At 34.3% G+C, this 19,549-nt stretch carries 15 protein-coding genes, 1 tRNA gene and 1 rRNA gene; 10 read left to right on the top strand and 7 right to left on the bottom strand.

What is annotated here, in order from left to right:
- The 7 genes from T357_RS0115590 to dnaA all read right to left on the bottom strand — a co-directional run.
- A 16S ribosomal RNA gene (locus T357_RS0115590) occupies positions 1 to 141 on the bottom strand; the annotation flags it as partial.
- 292 nt (positions 142 to 433) lie between these two features.
- A tRNA-Ser gene (locus T357_RS0115595) sits at positions 434 to 523 on the bottom strand.
- Between the two features lie 343 nt (positions 524 to 866).
- Positions 867 to 3,380 (bottom strand): DNA gyrase subunit A, encoded by a 2,514-nt coding sequence (gene gyrA / locus T357_RS0115600; RefSeq protein WP_031554660.1) that lies wholly within the window; start codon positions 3,378 to 3,380, stop codon positions 867 to 869.
- Between the two features lie 20 nt (positions 3,381 to 3,400).
- Positions 3,401 to 5,320, bottom strand: coding sequence for a DNA topoisomerase (ATP-hydrolyzing) subunit B (gene gyrB / locus T357_RS0115605; RefSeq protein WP_031554662.1), 1,920 nt, complete (start codon positions 5,318 to 5,320; stop codon positions 3,401 to 3,403).
- A gap of 93 nt (positions 5,321 to 5,413) precedes the next feature.
- Positions 5,414 to 6,520, bottom strand: a complete 1,107-nt coding sequence (recF, locus tag T357_RS0115610; protein ID WP_031554664.1) for a DNA replication/repair protein RecF — start codon at positions 6,518 to 6,520, stop codon at positions 5,414 to 5,416.
- A 7-nt stretch (positions 6,521 to 6,527) separates the two neighbouring features.
- Positions 6,528 to 7,649, bottom strand: a complete 1,122-nt coding sequence (dnaN, locus tag T357_RS0115615; RefSeq protein ID WP_031554667.1) for a DNA polymerase III subunit beta — start codon at positions 7,647 to 7,649, stop codon at positions 6,528 to 6,530.
- Between the two features lie 162 nt (positions 7,650 to 7,811).
- Positions 7,812 to 9,188 (bottom strand): chromosomal replication initiator protein DnaA, encoded by a 1,377-nt coding sequence (gene dnaA / locus T357_RS0115620; RefSeq protein WP_031554669.1) that lies wholly within the window; start codon positions 9,186 to 9,188, stop codon positions 7,812 to 7,814.
- Positions 9,189 to 9,592: 404 nt separating this feature from the next.
- Between dnaA and rpmH the strand changes: the two genes are divergently transcribed.
- From rpmH to T357_RS0115665, 10 genes are all read left to right on the top strand, one after another.
- The gene (gene rpmH, locus T357_RS0115625) at positions 9,593 to 9,736 is read left to right on the top strand and encodes a 50S ribosomal protein L34 (protein ID WP_029201227.1); all 144 of its coding nucleotides are present in this window, start codon (positions 9,593 to 9,595) and stop codon (positions 9,734 to 9,736) included.
- An 82-nt stretch (positions 9,737 to 9,818) separates the two neighbouring features.
- Complete coding sequence (gene rnpA, locus T357_RS0115630) at positions 9,819 to 10,154, top strand: ribonuclease P protein component (RefSeq protein ID WP_031554671.1); 336 nt, start codon at positions 9,819 to 9,821, stop codon at positions 10,152 to 10,154.
- An 82-nt stretch (positions 10,155 to 10,236) separates the two neighbouring features.
- Positions 10,237 to 10,449 (top strand): membrane protein insertion efficiency factor YidD, encoded by a 213-nt coding sequence (yidD, locus tag T357_RS20960; protein WP_081828211.1) that lies wholly within the window; start codon positions 10,237 to 10,239, stop codon positions 10,447 to 10,449.
- A 14-nt stretch (positions 10,450 to 10,463) separates the two neighbouring features.
- Positions 10,464 to 11,792, top strand: coding sequence for a YidC/Oxa1 family membrane protein insertase (locus tag T357_RS0115635; protein WP_049962492.1), 1,329 nt, complete (start codon positions 10,464 to 10,466; stop codon positions 11,790 to 11,792).
- Positions 11,793 to 11,807: 15 nt separating this feature from the next.
- On the top strand, positions 11,808 to 12,845 hold the full coding sequence (jag, locus tag T357_RS0115640) for an RNA-binding cell elongation regulator Jag/EloR (RefSeq protein ID WP_044917179.1): 1,038 nt from the start codon (positions 11,808 to 11,810) through the stop codon (positions 12,843 to 12,845).
- Between the two features lie 237 nt (positions 12,846 to 13,082).
- Complete coding sequence (gene mnmE, locus T357_RS0115645) at positions 13,083 to 14,456, top strand: tRNA uridine-5-carboxymethylaminomethyl(34) synthesis GTPase MnmE (protein ID WP_031554677.1); 1,374 nt, start codon at positions 13,083 to 13,085, stop codon at positions 14,454 to 14,456.
- Positions 14,457 to 14,468: 12 nt separating this feature from the next.
- On the top strand, positions 14,469 to 16,370 hold the full coding sequence (gene mnmG / locus T357_RS0115650) for a tRNA uridine-5-carboxymethylaminomethyl(34) synthesis enzyme MnmG (protein ID WP_031554679.1): 1,902 nt from the start codon (positions 14,469 to 14,471) through the stop codon (positions 16,368 to 16,370).
- Positions 16,371 to 16,456: 86 nt separating this feature from the next.
- The gene (rsmG, locus tag T357_RS0115655; RefSeq protein WP_031554680.1) at positions 16,457 to 17,203 is read left to right on the top strand and encodes a 16S rRNA (guanine(527)-N(7))-methyltransferase RsmG; all 747 of its coding nucleotides are present in this window, start codon (positions 16,457 to 16,459) and stop codon (positions 17,201 to 17,203) included.
- A 298-nt stretch (positions 17,204 to 17,501) separates the two neighbouring features.
- Positions 17,502 to 18,278 (top strand): ParA family protein, encoded by a 777-nt coding sequence (locus T357_RS0115660; RefSeq protein WP_031554682.1) that lies wholly within the window; start codon positions 17,502 to 17,504, stop codon positions 18,276 to 18,278.
- Positions 18,271 to 19,473: a ParB/RepB/Spo0J family partition protein gene (locus tag T357_RS0115665; RefSeq protein ID WP_081828212.1), complete on the top strand. Its 1,203-nt coding sequence runs from the start codon at positions 18,271 to 18,273 to the stop codon at positions 19,471 to 19,473. The genes T357_RS0115660 and T357_RS0115665 overlap by 8 nt, the downstream gene beginning before the upstream one ends.
- Positions 19,474 to 19,549: the final 76 nt, after the last annotated feature.

The following is a 19,549-nucleotide window of genomic DNA, read 5'->3' on the forward strand; positions in this document are numbered from 1 at the left end:
GTAAGGCAGGTTACCCACGCGTTACTCACCCGTCCGCCACTCGCTTGAGAATCACTAGGTTTCATCTCTCGCTCGTTCGACTTGCATGTGTTAGGCACGCCGCCAGCGTTCATCCTGAGCCAGGATCGAACTCTCATATTAAATACGAAAGAGATTTCTCTCTTTTAAGTTCTTCCCGTTCAGAACTAAAAGCTTGGCTTTATTTGTTCTGTCCGTTTTCTTTACTGCGATTGTATTATTCGCTTTAGACCTTTTGGTCTCGCTTCAGATCTTTAAAGATCCTCCGCTTCTGAATCTTCTTTATAGAATCTTCAGGGTCTGTGTATTAATCGATCTTTGATTTTCAAGGTTCTGTTGCGTTTGCAACTCGGACATAATATCAAAGTTATGATAGTTTGTCAAACGCTTTTTTAACTTTTTTTAAAAGTTAAAACGGAGCAGGAGGGATTTGAACCCTCGCGCCGGTTTTATCCGACCTACACCCTTAGCAGGGGCGCCTCTTCGGCCTCTTGAGTACTACTCCACTTTGAATCATAGAGTTTAATCTATTATTCTTCAAACGTCCCTACCAAGGTTTTTGTTTAAGGATCGTTTATATCACCCCTTTTTTGAGGTGCCTTAGTATATTAACAATAAAACATTTGTCTGTCAACTAGTCTTTATACAATTTTTATATACTTGATATGTATAAATCTTTGAAATCTGAATATAAAAAATGACATGGTCTTTTCTATGACCATGTCATTTTAAGTTTAATCCTGAATAACTATTTGGAAACCCCGCTAAGTTCTGTAAATCCTATTTTTTATACATAAATCTGTATAAAATAAATATCTTTATCAAAACCTGATTAACGATTGATCATTTTACTCCTGATCATTATCGGACTCTTCATTCAGTTGTTCTTCTTTCTTTAAATCAGCTTCTGTTGTTGATTCTCTGACTTTGGCAATTGAAGCTATAACAACATTTGAAGCAGGATCTATATTCATGAATTTAACACCTGAAGTATTTCTTCCGATATCCTTGGCATCCTTTAAAGACATTCTGATGATAACGCCTTCATTTGTTATAAGCATTATCTCTCTTGATTTATCGGTAAGCTTAAATCCTACAAGATTTCCTGTTTTTTCAGTAATCTTATAGCATCTTAATCCTTTTCCGCCTCTCTTCTGAAGCTTAAATTCATCAGTACTGGTAAGTTTTCCCATGCCCTTTTCGGATACGACAAGAACAAAGTCTCCCTGACTGATTTTCTGCATACCAACAACTACATCATCATCTGTTAATGTAATTCCTCGTACACCATATGAACTGCGTCCTGTAATACGAACATCTCTTTCGTTAAATCGAATAGCCATTCCGTACTTTGTTCCGATCATGATATCTTCATCCTTATCGATGAGTTTTGCTTCTATAAGCTGATCATCATCTCTGAGTGCAATTGCTATCAGACCTGATTTTCTTATGTTCGTATACTCTGAAATCGGAGTTTTCTTTACTGTTCCGTTCTTTGTTGCCAGGAGAAGGTACTGATCTGATTCAGCATAATCATCATCAATTGCAAATGATGCAGTTACATATTCGTCGGGAGCCAGCTGCAACAGATTAACCATAGCTGTTCCTCTGGATGTTCTTGATGCCTCAGGAATCTTGTAAGCTTTAATTCTGAAGCAGCGTCCTGTATTGGTGAAGAACATAATATAATGCTTATTTGTCGTCATAAACAAATCTTCTATTATGTCATCATTTATGGTCTGCATGCCCTTAATGCCTTTACCGCCACGATTTTGCTGCTTAAAGTTTTCAGGAGACATACGTTTAATGTATCCTAATCTGGTGGCTGCGATGACTGTATCATCATCCGGGATCAGATCTTCATCATCCAATGAATCATCAAAACCGAATTTTGTCATTCTGTCATTTCCATACTTGTCGGCAATGACATTAATCTCTTCCCTTATAACTCCGAGCATTTTTTTAGGATCATTCAGTAATTCATTAAAATATGCGATTTTTTTCTGAAGATCATCATATTCTTCCTTAAGCTTTCCTCTTTCGAGACCTGTTAATGCTCTTAATCGCATATCAACTATTGCCTGGGCCTGCACATCATCAAAACCAAACATTGCAGAAATATTCAGTTTTGCTTCTTCTGTATTGGCAGCCGCTCTGATGGTATGCACAATTTCATCTATATGATCAACAGCCTTTAAAAGTGCTTCTAAAATATGTGCTCTTTCCTGAGCTTTATTCAGATCATATCTGGTTCTTCTGGTGAAAACATTAACCTGATGCTTGAGATATTCTTCCAATATCTCCATGAGGTTTAATGTTTTCGGCTCACCATTAACGATGCACAGCATAATTACACCAAATGTTGTCTGAAGCTGTGTATGTTTATACAGCTGATTCAGAACTACATTCGGATTTGCATCTTTACGTAATTCTATATTTATCTTTGCAGTAGATCCTTTACCTGATGCATCATTTATGTATGTGATACCGTCAATCTTTTTATCTTTTACAAGCTCAGCTATGTTTTCGATAACTCTTGAACGATAAACAACATAAGGCAGTTCTTTAACAACTATGCGATGTTTACCGTTCTGCATAGCCTCAATTTCACATACGGCACGGATCTTTATCTTACCTCTTCCGGTTCTGTATGCTTCTTCTATACCTTTTCTTCCGAGTATCAGTCCTCCTGTGGGAAAATCCGGACCCGGAATTACTTTCATGATATCTTCGATGGTTGTTTCTTTATCATTGATTCTGTTATCGATGATAAGATCAACAGCATTTATAACTTCTTTAAGGTTATGAGGAGGTATATTTGTAGCCATTCCAACTGCAATACCTGTCGCACCGTTAACTATAAGATTAGGGAATTTTGCAGGAAGTACAGTGGGCTCATCATACTCATTTGAGAAGTTAGGCATAAAATCAACAGTATCCTTGTTGATTCCTGCCAGCATTTCTCCCGCAAGCTTTGACATTTTTGCCTCAGTATATCTCATTGCGGCAGGTGAATCACCGTCATCTGAGCCAAAGTTACCCTGCTTATCCACCAAAACATGACGCATTGACCATGCCTGTCCCATATATACCAGGGCACCGTAAATAGATGAATCTCCATGGGGATGATATTTACCCATACATTCACCTACTATGGTCGCACATTTTTTGGTTTTTTTATCAGGTGTTACTCCTAATGTCTGCAAAGAGTACAGAACTCTTCTTTGAACAGGCTTAAGTCCGTCTCTTACGTCAGGGATAGCTCTTGATACAATTACACTCATGGCGTAATCAATGTAAGAGTTTTCCATGGTTTTTTTGAGATCTACATCCTGGACCTTATCAAAAACATTTGGCTCCAAAATCTTTTCCTCCAATTATGTTAAACATCAAGATTTGTTACATATTTTGCATTTTCTTCGATGAATTCACGTCTGGGCTCTACCTGGTCACCCATCAAAGTAGTAAATGTAACGTCAAGATCGGCCTTATCATCGTCAACCATATTGACCCTCAGTAAGGTTCTGGTTTCCGGATCCATGGTGGTTTCTGCCAGCTCTTCCGTATCCATTTCTCCAAGACCCTTGAATCTGGATACATCAGCTCCTTCAGCTCCGATCTGCTTTAATACTTCCTGATATTCTTCATCAGAATAACAATAATAGTGTTTCTTATTTTTAGTTATGTTAAATAATGGCGGCTGTGCAAGGTAAACATGACCCTGCTTTATAAGCTCAGGCATAAAGTTGTATATGAATGTTAACATCAGTGTTGCTATATGAGCACCATCAACATCGGCATCAGTCATTATGATGATCTTGTTATATCTCAGCTTTGAAATATCAAAATCTTCTTTAATGCCTGTACCAAAGGCTGTTATCATTCCCTTTATTTCTTCATTGGCATAGATTCTGTCCAGTCTTGCCTTCTGAACATTCAGTACTTTTCCCCTGAGTGGAAGAACTGCCTGTGTATTAACATTTCTTCCGTCCTTGGCAGGTCCTAATGCTGAATCTCCCTCAACAATGAATATTTCACATTCATTAGGATCCTTTGAATTACAATCAACAAGTTTTCCGGGAAGTCCAACACCATCCAGAGCAGATTTCCTTCTTGTAAGATCTCTTGCTCTTCTTGCTGCAGCACGGGCTCTCTGGGCTAAAACCGATTTTTCGCAAATAGCCTTTGCTACACCGGGGTTCTGCTCAAGAAAATATGTCAATTGTTCGCTGACAATACCCTGAACCGCTGTCTGGGCTTCTGAATTTCCCAGTTTCTGTTTTGTCTGACCTTCAAACTGTGGATCACCTATTTTTACAGAAATAACTGTTGTTAAACCTTCTCTTATATCATCACCGCTTAAGTTTGGTTCAGAATCCTTAAGAAGCTTGTTTTCTCTGGCATAGTCATTTAATGTCTTTGTCAGCGCATTTTTAAAACCTGTCAGGTGTGAACCACCTTCAGGTGTATTTATGTTATTTACAAATGTGTAGGTATTTTCGGAGTAAGAATCATTGTGCTGCATCGCAACCTCAACAAACACACCTTCTCTTTCACCTTCACAATAAATAACATCGGAATACAAAGGTTCTTTACCTTTGTTAAGATATCCCACAAATTCTTTTATTCCACCTTCATAGTGGAATGACTTTTCATGGACTTCTTCGTCTCTTACATCACGAAGAGTTATCCTGAGAGCCTTTGTCAAAAATGCTGTTTCACGTAATCTTACTTTTAATGTTTCGTAATCATATACTGTTTCTTCAAAAATCTCAGGATCCGGAAGGAAATGTACTTCTGTACCATGTTTTTCAGGATCGCATTCACCTATTACGGTCATATCCTGAATAACCTTTCCTCTTTCAAATTTCATGTTATAGATCTTACCGTTTTTAAATACCGAAACTTCCAGATTCTTTGAAAGAGCATTAACAACAGAGGCACCTACTCCATGAAGACCTCCTGATACTTTATATCCGGATCCTCCGAATTTGCCTCCTGCATGAAGAACTGTAAATACAACTTCAAGTGCCGGTTTTCCTGCTTTTTTCTGGATATCAACAGGTATACCTCTTCCGTCATCAGTAACTGTAATGGAATTATCCTTGTTTATGGTTACCAGAATACTGCTGCAAAATCCGGCAAGCGCTTCATCAACAGAGTTATCAACAATTTCATACACCAAATGATGAAGACCTCTTATGGAAGTAGATCCTATATACATTCCGGGTCTTTTTCTTACAGCTTCCAGACCTTCCAGAATTTGAATCTGATTCGCATTATAATCAGCAGAACCCTTCATAAGTTCTTCTTCTTTTAACAGATCATCATTTTTTTCGATTGCCATTTATTTTTCCCCATATTCAATGTGTATCATTTTAGATTACGTTGTAATCTAAGATAATATTTTTGACTTATCATTTATTTTTGTAACTGTTCCTTTTACTACATGAAACAGCTCATCAATATGAAAACGGTTATTGATAAAATCATCAAGTCCGGTGCAGGTTATAATATTTTGTGTCTCACTTAACATATCCAGAAGATAATTCTGTCTTTTTGAATCAAGCTCCGACAGTACATCATCCAGTAAAAGTATGGGATCATCATCAATTCTTTTTCTCACCAGCTCAATTTCGCTAAGCTTTAAGGCTAATGCAGCCGTTCGCTGCTGTCCCTGAGAACCGAATTTTCTTATGTCCTTGCCATCTATCAAAAAAAGAAGGTCATCTCTGTGTGGTCCGACTAAGGTTATATGCTGTCTTATCTCGGATTCTCTCATACGGGATAATGTATTTTGAAAATCCTGAGAGCCTGCATTCGCATCATAAACTATCTCTAATTTTTCAACTCCACCTGTTAAATGATGATGTATGTCAATTATTATATCTTTAAGCTCTTCAATAAAAATATTTCTTATCTCGATTATTTTAGTCCCATACTTTATGAGCTCATCGTCCCATACAGATAAGGTATCGATTAATGAAGGCTTTATAGCAATATCCTTTAACAGTTTGTTTCTCTGATCCAGAACTCTGTTGTATCTTGTTAAATTGTAAAGATATATTTTATCCAACTGACATAATTCAAGATCCATGAATCTTCGTCTTACAGCAGGTCCATCCTTTATCAATCCTAAATCTTCGGGACTGAAGCTGACTATATTGGCTATACCAAACAGTTCTGACGCTTTTCTTATGGGTATCTCATCTATCGCAATTCCCTTTGATTTATTTTTTTTCAGGTGCATATCTATCCTGTAAGGCACATCATGTTTCCTTACTTCCATTTTGATATGCGCTTCATCATTACCAAACTGTATGAGATCCTTGTCCTTTGCAATCCGGTAGGATTTGGAAGTTGAAGCTAAAAAAATCGATTCAAGAACATTGGTTTTTCCCTGAGCATTATCCCCATAAAATATATTGGTTCCCGGACTCAAACTCACCTTTAAGGATTCATAATTCCTGAAATTTTTTAATTCTAATGAATCTATTATCATTTAATAATTACACTGCATCTGCATTAAAATTTACAGGTAAGATCATATAATTATAGGATTTACTGTCATCCCTGATAAAACACGGTGAACGTGGAATGGACATATATATCGAAATTTCCTCATCCTCAATATTCTTGAGTGCATCTACCAGGAATTTCGGATTGAATCCTATCATCAGATCATTACCAATCTTTTTAATAGCAACTTCAGCATCCATTGTTCCTAGATCTGTTGTGATCTTTAATCCCATAACATTTTCTTCAATCTTCAGAACAAGTGGCTGTTTATCGTTATCTCTGACAAATATCGTAGATCTTTCAAGACAATCAAGGAGATTTTTACGGTTTACAGTGATTTTTGTTTCATAATCCTCTGAAAGCATCTGTGCTACGTGGAAATATTCGCCATCTATCAGTCTTGTTACAACTAAAGTGTTGTTAAACTCGAACATGATATGATTTTTTGAAAAATACATGATCACTTCGTCATAAATTCCACCATTCAGAACCTTCACAAGTTCATTTAATGCTTTTCCGGGAACGATTGCTTTAGCAGAATCATAAGAATTATTAAGCTTTACCTGTCTTATGGAAATTCTGTGACCGTCAAGTGATGTTACTGTAAGGTTATCATCCTGGATTTCAAATAATTCACCTGTCATTTTCTTGTTGCTGTCATTCATGGCAATAGAAAAGATAGTCTGTGAGATAATCTGCTTAAGTGTAAATTGTGAAAGTGATAAAGACTGAGTTTTATCAATCTTTGGTAATGCAGTAAACTCGTTTCCATCACGTCCCGCAATTTTAAATACTGAATTCTCGCAGGTAATTACTGTATTATTTCTTGAATCTGTTTCGATAGTAACCTCAACATCCTGAGCTTCCGGTAATCTTCTGATAATTTCTGAAAATATTTTAGATTCCAATGCAACCTTACCTGGCTCAACGATACTTCCTTCACAAACAGTTTCAATACCAAATTCAGTATCATTTCCAACAAGCTGTATCTTTCCACTTGATGCATCAAGAAGTATACATTCCAATATAGACATTGTAGTTTTCGATGGTACAGCTTTTGATACTATATTAATAGCATTTGTAAGATCACTTTTCTTAAACTGTAATTTCATAAAGCAGCCTTTCCTTTAAATTAATTATTTATTTTAATTCTTAGTAGTACTAATAGGTGATGTGGAAATGTGAAAAAGTAAAATTAATGGCTCTATCACTTGAAAAATCCACTTTAATAACTATGTTGATATCGATTTTATAAAATGTTTATAAAATAAATGCTATGGAGATATCTTCTTTTTCAAAGTTTCAATTGTGGAATTCAATTGTTCATTTGTGCGTAATTCTGTGGATATCTTGTCTATTCCGTGCATTATAGTAGTATGATCTCTGCCTCCCAGATATTCTCCTATATTCTTTAGAGGTGCATCTGTCATGGTTCTGCAAAGGTACATAGCAATCTGTCTTGGAAATACAATCTCTTTATTCTTCTTCTGTGAAGCTATTTCAATATTTGTAATTCCGAAATGTTCCGCAACAGTAGTTATTATAAACTCAGGTGTGATTTCCTTTGGTCCGTCAGGAGTTATATGATCCTTTAGTAGTTCTTCCGCAAGGGTTATATCTATGGATTGTCCTTTGAGTCTTGACATAGCTACTATTTTTGTAAGAGCACCTTCAAGTTCTCTGATATTTGATTTAATGTTTGTAGCTATGTATTTTATTATTTCATTATCAATGTTTACATGCATTAGCTCTTCTTTTTTACGAAGAATAGCCATACGTGTCTCAAAGTCCGGCATCTGTATATCTACTATAAGTCCTACCTCGAATCTGGATCTCAGTCTGTCTTCAAGATTATCTATATCTTTAGGTGGTTTATCAGATGCTATTACTATCTGCTTTTTATTTTCATATAAAGTGTTGAATGTGTGGAAAAACTCTTCCTGGGTTCCCTCTTTTCCGATGATGAACTGTATATCATCAATCAAAAGTACATCCAATTCTCTGTATTTATTTCTGAAATCAGCCGGAGACATATTATTCTTATTTCTTATGGAGTCTACAAATTCATTAATAAATGTCTCTGATGTAACATAACGTATCTTTGCTGTAGGATTATTTTTCAGGATAAAATGAGCAATTGAATGCATAAGATGTGTTTTACCGAGACCGGCTCCTCCATAAATGTACAGAGGATTATATATTTCACCCGGTGATTCTGCCACAGCTAATGACGCAGCGTGAGCCAGATTATTGCTTGATCCAACAACAAAAGTATCGAATGTATATTCCGTATTCAGATTTGCTTCTTTCAGAGTTTCTTCTAATATAATAGAAGGATCTTTTTTATCATTGATAGCTATCTGTAATTTCTTTACATATTCCCTTGCTTCACTTTCAATTACAAAAAGTACATTAACAGGAATATTTGTTTTTTCCTCGATTGCTACCTTTAAAAAAAGAGAATACTTTTTATCAAGGATCTTTTTATATCCTTCTTCAGGTACTATTATCAGAAGTTCACCGTTAATAAAATCAAATAATCTTAAGGGTTTTAACCATGTGTCAAATGATACCTGCAAAATATCATGTTCTTCTTTCATGTTTTTCAGAATATCATCCCAATTCTTCCGAATTAACTCAAAATCACTCATGTGAGGATCTCCTTAATAGATAAAATCACAGAGAAATTATATCAAAGTGTGGATAATATTTCAATCTAAGATGTGGATAAGTATACATATAGGGATATTTTTCCACACTAAGATTTTTTAAATATTAGGTAATAATTAGGTTTTTTATTAACATTGATTACACTTATCCACATAGATATACACATTTTGTTGATAAATTATTATACTGTGGAAATGTTGGTAAATTTGTTGATAAACATAAAGAAAAAAACATTGACGAAAAATAGGTATTTCCTTATAATATACAAACGATGTTTACCCTAGATCTGAAGGTACTTCAGGACTAAGGGCTATTAAGGGGTCCTACATTGAAAATTTAATTATCAATGGAGTCCTGAAAGTTTATCAGAAAAGGAGGTGTCAGTATGCATAAGGGAAAGATGACATTACAGCCTAAGACAAGACAGAGAGCCAAGGTTCATGGATTTAGAGCTAGAATGGCTACAGCAGGCGGAAGAAAGGTACTGGCTGCCAGAAGAGCAAAAGGTAGAGCAGCATTAACAGTATAATAATTTATTTGAATTATGATTGAGACCGCTATTAAATGGCGGTCTTTTTTCATTTAATATTTGATAATGTGGGGTTTTGAAAATGAAACGTTTTCCTTCTATCAAAAAGAATAAAGATTTTCAGATTGCCTACAAAAACGGTATTTCTCATGCGACCGGTGCTCTTGTTATGTATATTATTGAAAATGGACTTGATCATAACAGAATTGGTATTTCCTGTTCAAAAAAGATCGGTAATTCCGTAGTAAGGCATACATTTGCAAGAAAGATGAGAGAAATCTTCAGATTAAATGATAATAAAGTAAAAAAGGGTTTAGACATCGTTATAGTAATTCGTTTTAAAGCAAACTTTTGCAATTACAATCAACTTGAATCACAATATTTAAATTTATTGAATAGGCATCATATCTTAGTATAAACGATAATAATCGTATTTTAGAGTTTTGAAGTGAGCTGACATATATTACTTAGATTGATTTTTCTATTTTTTGGAGTTCTATATGATATCAAAAGTAATGATTTTTTTAATCAGGTGTTATCAAAAAGGTATTTCACCATATATAGGTGCTCACTGTAAGTATACTCCTACTTGTTCTCAATACGCCGTTGAGGCAATTAAAAAGTATGGTTGTATTTATGGTAGTTGTTTGGCCATTTGGCGTATTTTACGCTGCAATCCCTGGTCAAAAGGCGGTTATGATCCTGTTCCTTAACCGGAGGTAAATCCTTGGATAGTTTTTACTTAGTATTATTAACTAAAAATACTTCAAGTCTTCCGATACTTGGCAGTATTTGGAATGTTATAGTTGAAATTCTCGGGATGATCATGAATGTTATCTATAATACTCTCGAGAGTTTAGGTATCGGAAATATCGGACTTTCAATCATTATATTTACAATTGTAATGAGAATAATACTTTTCCCCACCAGTTTTCGTCAGCAGAAATCTTCACGAATGATGCAGCTGATGCAGCCTGAAATGAAAGCAATTCAGGAAAAGTATAAAAATAAAACTGATAATGCATCTATGATGGCACAGCAGGCTGAAATGAAGGCATTGTATGAGAAGTACGGTACATCCATGACCGGTGGATGCCTTCCTCTTTTACTTCAGATGCCGGTTATTTTTGCACTTTATCGTATTATTATGAACATACCTGCCTATGTTCCTTCTGTTTACATAATTTATTCTAATGTTTTGAACGCAATAGGCGGTGATTCTGCAGCTCAGAAGCTTGTAGAATTTGGCAATAACAATAATCTTACTGCTATACTTAAGCAATTGCATAATCTTGGTATTGAAGAGAATGCAAGCTATTCTTCTGAACAGGTTTCAAATTTTATTGTCGATTTTCTTTATAAATTAAATCCTACTCAGTGGAGTAATCTTGCTTCTGTATTTCCTGATGCATCTCAGGTTATAGAAAAAGCTTCAGCTGATGCAGAACGTATTAATAACTTTTTAGGAATCAATCTTTCTACAGCTCCAAGTTCAATGGGTTTGGTACCTAATGTTTATTGGATAATTCCTATTTTGGCAGGTGTATTCCAGTATTTAAGTACAAAACTTATGTCAAGTTCCAATAAGGCCTTATCTGATGGAAATGATCAGTCTGCGCAGATGATGAAGAGTATGAATTTGACCATGCCTCTTATGTCAGTTTGGTTCTGTTTTTCTTTTGCATCAGGTATCGGTCTTTACTGGTGTGCATCTTCAGGCGTTATGATCATTCAGCAGTTACTTTTGAATAATTATTTCAGTAAGATTTCAGATAAAGAAATGATCGAAAAGCAGATTGCTGCTGCAAATGCTAAACGTGCAAAAAAGGGACTGGCTCCAATTGATGAAAAATCTGTTGAAAATCGTATTTTGGCTGCTAAAGACAAAGCTGAAACTTCAGAGAATAATCGTTTGGAAGTTATAGCAAAGCAGAATTATAAAACTAAGGAATCTACTGATTATTATAATAAGAACGCAAAGCCCGGATCTTTAGCTTCAAAAGCAAATATGGTTCAGCTTTATAATGAAAAGAATGAAAAAAGTGATAAGAAGTAAATAACGAGGGATATTATGAATAATAGTATAAGAGTTTCAGCTAAAACTAAAGATGAAGCTATAACAAAAGCCCTGATACAGCTTGGAATTACATCTGACAGATTAAACTATAATGTTGTAGTTGAAGGAAAAGCAGGTCTGTTTGGAATAGGAGCAAAACCCTGGATCATTGAGGCTTCTGTTAAAGAAACAAATGAACAAAATGATTTAGCAAATATTGAAAAGGATATTGATAAAATCAGATCCAATTCTTCAGTATCTGAAAAGAATGATCTAAACACTAAAAAAGAAACAGTTGTTTCTGATAAAATCGAAGAGACAAAAACTGAAAGTTCAGAGTTTAATAAGAAAGAGAAATCTTACAAGTCTGATAAGGATAAAAAGTCTCGTAGACATGATAAAAGAGATTTTTCTAATATGTCTGTGGATTCTGAATCAAGTGTTGAAACAAAAAAACAGCATGAGATCAAGCCAATTTCAGAGGAAGAAGCAAATGCAGCTATTAAAGATGCTGAATCATTTATCGTCAGTGTTTTAAACGGCATGAATATGGATGTTAATCCAAAATCTCATTTTAATCATGAGATAAATGAATTGCTCATCAACCTTGAAGGTTCTGATATGGGAGTATTGATAGGTAAGAGAGGACAGACACTTGATTCCCTTCAGTATTTAACTTCTTTGGTTGTTAATAAAAATCATAAGGAAGATTACATTCGTATAAAACTTGATACTGAAGATTACAGATCAAGAAGAGAGGCTACTTTACGAAATCTTGCTAAAAATATAGCTTATAAAGTAAGAAGAAATCACAAAGCTGTATCTCTTGAGCCTATGAATCCTTATGAGAGACGTATTATTCACAGTGCTTTACAGAATGATAGATTTGTTACAACAAAGTCAGAAGGTGAGGAACCATTCAGACATGTAATCATCTATATGAAAAAAAGAGATAGGAAGAATTATTCAAGAGACAATTCTTATTATAAGAAAGAATCAAGAAGAGAGAATAGTAACGGAAATGTTGGAAATGACAATACTGAGAATAGTTAATTCCACATTTTAACATTGAATCTTGGTAGTTTTGTGGATAACCCTTAGCGTTTTATTCGCCAAGGGTTATTTTTTTGTTTTATATATCGATTAAAACTTGAAAATAACATATTCTACAATTAGAATTATTGAAGTTTTTAATGTGGATAATCTATCCTTTTTCCAGGATCCAATTAAATCTGTAACAGTAAATCTGGAATAGTAAGTTATAATCTTTTGATTATTGAGGAGAAATAAATGTTTAATGATACAATTTGTGCACTTGCAACAGCTGCTGTTGAATCAGGAATAGGTATCATACGTATAAGTGGTTCGGAATCAGTACAAATTGCTTCAAAGTTTATCAGGTCTAAAAGTGGGAAGCCGGTTGATATTTCAAAATCACATCAGGTTAAATACGGATTTGTTTATTCAGACAATGATCCTCTTGATGAAGTTCTTGTGATAACTATGCTGGGACCTAAATCTTATACAGGTGAAGATACTGTTGAAATTGATTGCCATGGTGGTGTGTTAATGATGAAAAAAATCATTGATGTTGCAATAAAAAATGGCTGTCGTTTAGCAGAACCCGGAGAATTTACCAAAAGAGCATTTTTAAATGGTCGTATTGATCTCTCGGAAGCTGAAGCAGTAGGTGACATAATTAGTTCTGAAAATGAATTTGCATTAAAAGCCTCTATAAATCAGTTAAGAGGTTCAGTTTCTGATAATATCAAAAAATACAGGGCTCAAATACTTGAAGACCTTGCTTACATTGAAGCAGGTCTCGATGATCCTGAACATATTGATATCAGTGGGTTTACTGGAACTTTATCTAATCATATTACATCTATCAAAAATGATCTTTTATATATGATAAGTTCTGCTGATGATGGAAAGATGTTGAAAGAGGGCATAAAAACTGTAATTCTTGGGAAGCCTAATGCCGGTAAATCTTCATTGCTTAATTCACTGGTAGGATCTGACAGAGCTATTGTTACTGATGTAGCAGGAACCACCCGCGATACTTTGGAAGAACACATAAATCTTAAGGGTGTAAGTTTAACTATCATTGATACTGCGGGAATCAGAGATACAGAGGATACTGTTGAAAAAATTGGTGTTGAAAGAGCACTGGAAGCTGCCAATAATGCAGATTTAATTATCTATGTGGTAGATTCCTCAATAAGATTGGATGTATCTGATTATAAAATTATAGATAAAATAAGAGATCGTAAATGTATAGTACTGTTAAATAAGACGGATTTAATACAAATAATTGATCAAAAAGAATTAGAGGAACTTACCGGTAAAAAAGTAATACCTTTCAGTGCGAAGACTTCTGTAGGTATTGATAAACTGGAGTCTGAAATCCATGAACTCTTTTTTAGCAATTCTATAAGTTTTAATGACCAGATGCTGATTACAAATGTCAGACATAAAAATTGTCTGATTAATGCAGAAGGTTCTTTAAATGAAGTTTTAAATTCAATTAACCTTGGATTGCCTGAAGATTTTTTCACCATTGACCTTTTGCATGCTTATGAAGAGTTGGGATATATTTTAGGTGAGGAAGTTTCGGAAGATCTTATAAATGAAATCTTTTCTAAATTCTGTATGGGTAAGTAAGAGAGGTTTTTTATGGCGTTTGTTGAAGAATCATATGATGTAGTTGTTGTTGGTGCAGGACATGCCGGTTGCGAAGCAGCTCTTGCCTGTTCAAGGCTTGGTTTGGAAACTATTGTTTTTACCGTAAGTGTTGACAGTATTGCCCTGATGCCTTGTAATCCGAATATAGGGGGTAGTTCTAAAGGCCATTTAGTCAGAGAACTTGATGCTTTGGGCGGAGAAATGGGTAAAAATATTGATAAAACTTTTATCCAGTCAAAAATGCTAAATAAATCAAAGGGGCCTGCAGTACATAGTTTGAGAGCACAGGCTGATAAACAGGCTTATACAAGGGAGATGCGAAAGACTCTGGAGAATCAGGAACATCTTACAATCAGGCAGGCTGAGGTATCAGAGGTACTTACTATCGATTTAGATGATGGTTCCAAAAAAGTAACGGGGGTAAAAACAACATCCGGTGCTGTTTATAAGGGTAAATCTGTAATTCTTTGTACCGGCGTATATCTTAATTCCAGATGTTTAACAGGAGATTTAATAGAATACACCGGTCCTAATGGGTTAAGATCTGCTACTAAACTGACCGATTCTTTGATCAATAATAACGTACGTATGTTTCGTTTTAAAACCGGAACACCTGCCAGAGTCGATAAACGTACCTTGGATTTTTCAAAATTTGAAGTTCAGAAAGGTGATGTACCAATTATACCTTTTTCTTTTTCTTCTGATTTTGAATCAATTCAAAAAGAACAGGTTGATTGCTGGCTGGTTTATACCAATGAGAATACACATAATATTATAAGAAATAATATTGATCGATCACCTATGTACAATGGTTCAATTGAAGGTGTCGGACCCAGATATTGTCCTTCTATTGAAGATAAGGTCATGAAATTTCCTGAAAAAGACAGACATCAGATATTCATTGAGCCTGAGGGACTATATACAAATGAGATGTATTTAAGCGGAATGTCAAGTTCTATGCCTGAAGATGTTCAATATGATATGTATCATTCAATGGAAGGTTTTGAAAATGTACATATTGTAAGGAATGCTTATGCAATAGAATATGATTGTATCGATTCTACACAGCTTAAATCTTCTCTTGAATTTATGAATATTGATGGATTATTTGCGGCCGGTCAGTTTAATGGTTCTTCCGGATACGAGGAAGCAGCTGTTCAGGGTCTTATGGCAGGAATAAATGCATCAATGAAGCTGTTAAATAGACCAGCTATTATACTTGATAGGTCTCAGGCATATATTGGTGTTCTTATTGATGATCTTGTTACAAAGGAAAATTTTGAACCATATAGAATGATGACAAGCCGTTCTGAATATAGATTATTGTTAAGACAAGATAATGCCGACTTACGATTAAGAAAGATAGGACATGACATTGGTCTTATTTCAGACGAAGAGTATCAGAAAACATTAAATAAAATTGATCTTATTAATAAAGAAATGGATCGACTTAAAAATACATATGTAAGTAACAGTGATTCTGTAAATGAATTTTTGATTAAAAACCATTCTAATGCTCTTAATTCCGGAGTGTCTCTTGCGGATCTTATTAAAAGGCCTGAGCTTGATTATGAACTGTTAAAAGAAATAGATGTTAATCGACCATCATTACCTTATTTGGTAAGAGAAGAGGTTGGTATCGAAATTAAATATGAAGGATATATTAAAAGACAACTATCTCAGGTTGAGGGATTTAAACGTTTAGAGAGTAAACGAATTCCGTTAGATATAGATTATAATGAAATCAAAAATTTACGTTTAGAGGCTAGACAAAAGCTTTCTAGAATTAAACCTGAAAATATAGGAATGGCAAGCAGAATCAGTGGAGTAAGTCCAGCAGATATTAGTGTTCTTCTTATATATATTGAATCTTATAAGAAAGATAAAGCTTAAAATTATATTTTATTATTCTATCCTCCAAAATGTTTCACGTGAAACACTTTTGGAGGATAATGTCTTATTAAAATTAAGGAGGAAATATGACAGATTCTTTTTTAACAGATATCAACTTTAATACTAAGAAACTAAATATTAAACTTAACGATCTTCAAATCGAACAGTTATATAAGTTTTATGAGATGTTGGTTGAAAAAAATAAAGTAATGAATCTTACTGCAATTACAGAAGAACATGATGTAGTTGTAAAACATTTTATAGATTCTATGAGTATCTTCAATTTAAAGATTGATGGTAAGGTTGTAGATTATAATTTTTTTGACAATAAATCAATGATAGATGTAGGTACCGGAGCTGGTTTTCCTGGACTTGTACTTAAAATAGTATTCCCTGAATTAAAAATCATTTTATCTGACTCTTTAAATAAAAGGTTAAAATTTTTAGATGAAGTAATTAATACACTTAATTTAAACGGTATTAATCTCGTTCATGGAAGAGCTGAAGATTTGGCACATAATGATATTTATAGAGAAAAATTTGATTTTTCAACTTCCAGGGCAGTGGCTAATTTATCTACTTTGTCTGAATATGATCTGCCGTTTGTAAAGAAAAATGGATATTTTATATCCTATAAATCCGGTAAAATTGATGAGGAACTTAAATTAGCAGAAAAAGCAATAAGAATTCTGGGTGGAGAAATAGATGGTATAAACTCATTTAAATTAACAGATGATGTTACAGACAGGTCTATTATAGTAATAAAGAAAATTTCCAAAACTCCAAAGAACTATCCAAGAAAAGCTGGAGTTCCATCTAAAGATCCTTTATAAAAAAAATCTCTGTAGTTAATTCTACAGAGATTTTTTTTCAGGTAGTGACCACGTGTCGTGCGCTGTTATAAGTTTTGTCGGATGAAAACAATTTGACACTACTTAGATGTTGAAGTAAAATATCGGTACTAAACATATATCTTAAATTTACTTTTCTGATGTTTCACGTGAAACATTCTATATAAAAAATCAATTAAAAGAATATAAATCAAATATAAAATCATCAATTATTTAACTCAAATTATATATAATTACATGAAATATCATTAAAGAAATAAAATAACAGGTAGGGAGAGTTATGGGTAGAATAATCGCAATTACAAATCAGAAGGGCGGAGTAGGAAAAACCACAACCGCTATTAACTTAGCAGCATCACTTGCTGAAGCAAATCAAAAGATATTACTACTGGACTTTGATCCACAGGGAAATGCTACAAGTGGATTCGGCATTGAGTTAGATGAAGCTGAAAATACAATATATAGTGTATTAACAGATGAATGCTCAATGGATGAAGCAATACTGGTTGATGTAATAGACAATTTGGATTTGATACCATCAGACATGAACCTGGCTGCAGCAGATATAGAGTTTGTTTCACAGGAAGATAAAAATTTGATTCTTAAAAATCTTCTTACACCATATAAAAATAAGTATGATTACATTATTATAGATTGCCCTCCTAGCTTAGGAACTATTACAGTAAATGCTTTAACAGCAGCTAATTCAGTAATAATTCCTATACAATGTGAGTATTACGCACTGGAAGGATTAAATCAGGTATTAAATACAATTAGCATCGTACAGCAGGGATTAAATAAGGATCTCGTTGTAGAAGGAATTGTATTCACAATGTATGACGGAAGAAATAAGTTATCACAGCAGGTCGTTGAGACTGTACAAGAAAACTATAATGGAAATATATATGAAACGTTAATCCCAAGAAATGTGCGATTAGCAGAGGCACCAAGTCATGGATTACCGATTACATTGTATGAATCATCCTCTACAGGAGCCGACAGTTACAGAAAACTTGCAGCGGAAGTAATGAGTAAGGGAGACGAAATATATGGCTAAACAGGAAAGAGGTCTTGGAAAAGGTCTGAATGCGATATTTGGAAATACACAGTTAAATACAGAAAAAAAACACAAGACATACAAAACAGTAGCAGAAACAGTAGCGGAAAAAAATGAAAGAGAAAAAACAGATACTGTAACTTCTGAAATAGATGAAAATATAGATACTGTAACTCAGGAAATAGATGAAAATATAGATACTGTAACTCAGGAAATAGATGAAAAACCGGATACTGTAATTTCAGAAATAAATGCTAAAACAGATATCGTAACTCCGGAATCAAATGAAAAAGAAGATATCATTGTAGAGGAAATAGATTTTTCTGAAGAAGACAATAGTGATTATCAGAATGAAAATTCGATAAATGAGAATAATGAAAATATCGGTGCATTCTCAATTAAGCTGAGCAGAATCCAGCCTGATAAGAATCAGCCAAGAAAGTATTTTGACGAAGAAAAGCTTCAGGAATTGGCTGACAATATAAAAGAATATGGTGTCATCGAGCCAATTGTAGTAAAAGAAAATGGCGCTTTTTATGAGATAATTACAGGTGAAAGAAGATGGAGAGCGGCCAGGATGGCTGGTCTCAAAGAAATCCCGGTAGTAATTAAGAATGTTGATGATAGAACCAGCAGAGAAATGTCTATCATTGAAAATATTCAGAGAGAGGACCTGAATCCGGTAGAAGAAGCATTAGCATACCAGTCTCTGATAGAAGATTTCAACCTTACACAGGAAGAGGTTGCAAAAAAAGTATCTAAGAACAGATCTACCATAACTAACAGTCTGAGATTGCTGAAGCTTGATGAAGATATTCTTGAAATGCTCAGAGATGGAAGGATAACACAGGGACATGCACGTGCATTACTTGTAATAGACGATCGTGAACTGAGAAAGAAGATTGCGGATAAATGTGCGGCTGAAAATCTTTCCGTTAGAGAGATAGAAAGACTTGTTAAGCTTGATAAGCTATCTAAAGAAAATAAGAGCAGGAATGAATCTCCGGAAGCAGAAGAACTTAAGAGATTAAAGATATTATATAAAGACCTTGAGAAGAAGATGAAAGCAAAACTTGGAACTAAGGTAAATATCGTTCCAAAAAATAAGGATAAGGGCAAATTGGAAATTGAATATTATTCTCAGGATGAATTGGACAGACTTTATATGATTTTAAATTCATCAAGAGAAGATTGATTAATGAGAGAAAAGTTTGAAAGTAAACTTTCAGGCTTAATTGGTGGGTCAGATATAAATCTATAATAAGTGGACT

The organism is Oribacterium sp. FC2011 (genome assembly GCF_000701645.1).
GTDB lineage: Bacteria > Bacillota > Clostridia > Lachnospirales > Lachnospiraceae > Oribacterium.

Coding starts and splice junctions, on each gene's coding strand:
- gyrB (WP_031554662.1), bottom strand. CDS start 5,320: ATGAAGGGTTCTGCTGATTATAATGCGAATCAGATTCAAATTCTGGAA.
- recF (WP_031554664.1), bottom strand. CDS start 6,520: ATGATAATAGATTCATTAGAATTAAAAAATTTCAGGAATTATGAATCC.
- dnaN (WP_031554667.1), bottom strand. CDS start 7,649: ATGAAATTACAGTTTAAGAAAAGTGATCTTACAAATGCTATTAATATA.
- dnaA (WP_031554669.1), bottom strand. CDS start 9,188: ATGAGTGATTTTGAGTTAATTCGGAAGAATTGGGATGATATTCTGAAA.
- rpmH (WP_029201227.1), top strand. CDS start 9,593: ATGCATAAGGGAAAGATGACATTACAGCCTAAGACAAGACAGAGAGCC.
- rnpA (WP_031554671.1), top strand. CDS start 9,819: ATGAAACGTTTTCCTTCTATCAAAAAGAATAAAGATTTTCAGATTGCC.
- yidD (WP_081828211.1), top strand. CDS start 10,237: ATGATATCAAAAGTAATGATTTTTTTAATCAGGTGTTATCAAAAAGGT.
- jag (WP_044917179.1), top strand. CDS start 11,808: ATGAATAATAGTATAAGAGTTTCAGCTAAAACTAAAGATGAAGCTATA.
- mnmE (WP_031554677.1), top strand. CDS start 13,083: ATGTTTAATGATACAATTTGTGCACTTGCAACAGCTGCTGTTGAATCA.
- mnmG (WP_031554679.1), top strand. CDS start 14,469: ATGGCGTTTGTTGAAGAATCATATGATGTAGTTGTTGTTGGTGCAGGA.
- rsmG (WP_031554680.1), top strand. CDS start 16,457: ATGACAGATTCTTTTTTAACAGATATCAACTTTAATACTAAGAAACTA.
- T357_RS0115660 (WP_031554682.1), top strand. CDS start 17,502: ATGGGTAGAATAATCGCAATTACAAATCAGAAGGGCGGAGTAGGAAAA.
- T357_RS0115665 (WP_081828212.1), top strand. CDS start 18,271: ATGGCTAAACAGGAAAGAGGTCTTGGAAAAGGTCTGAATGCGATATTT.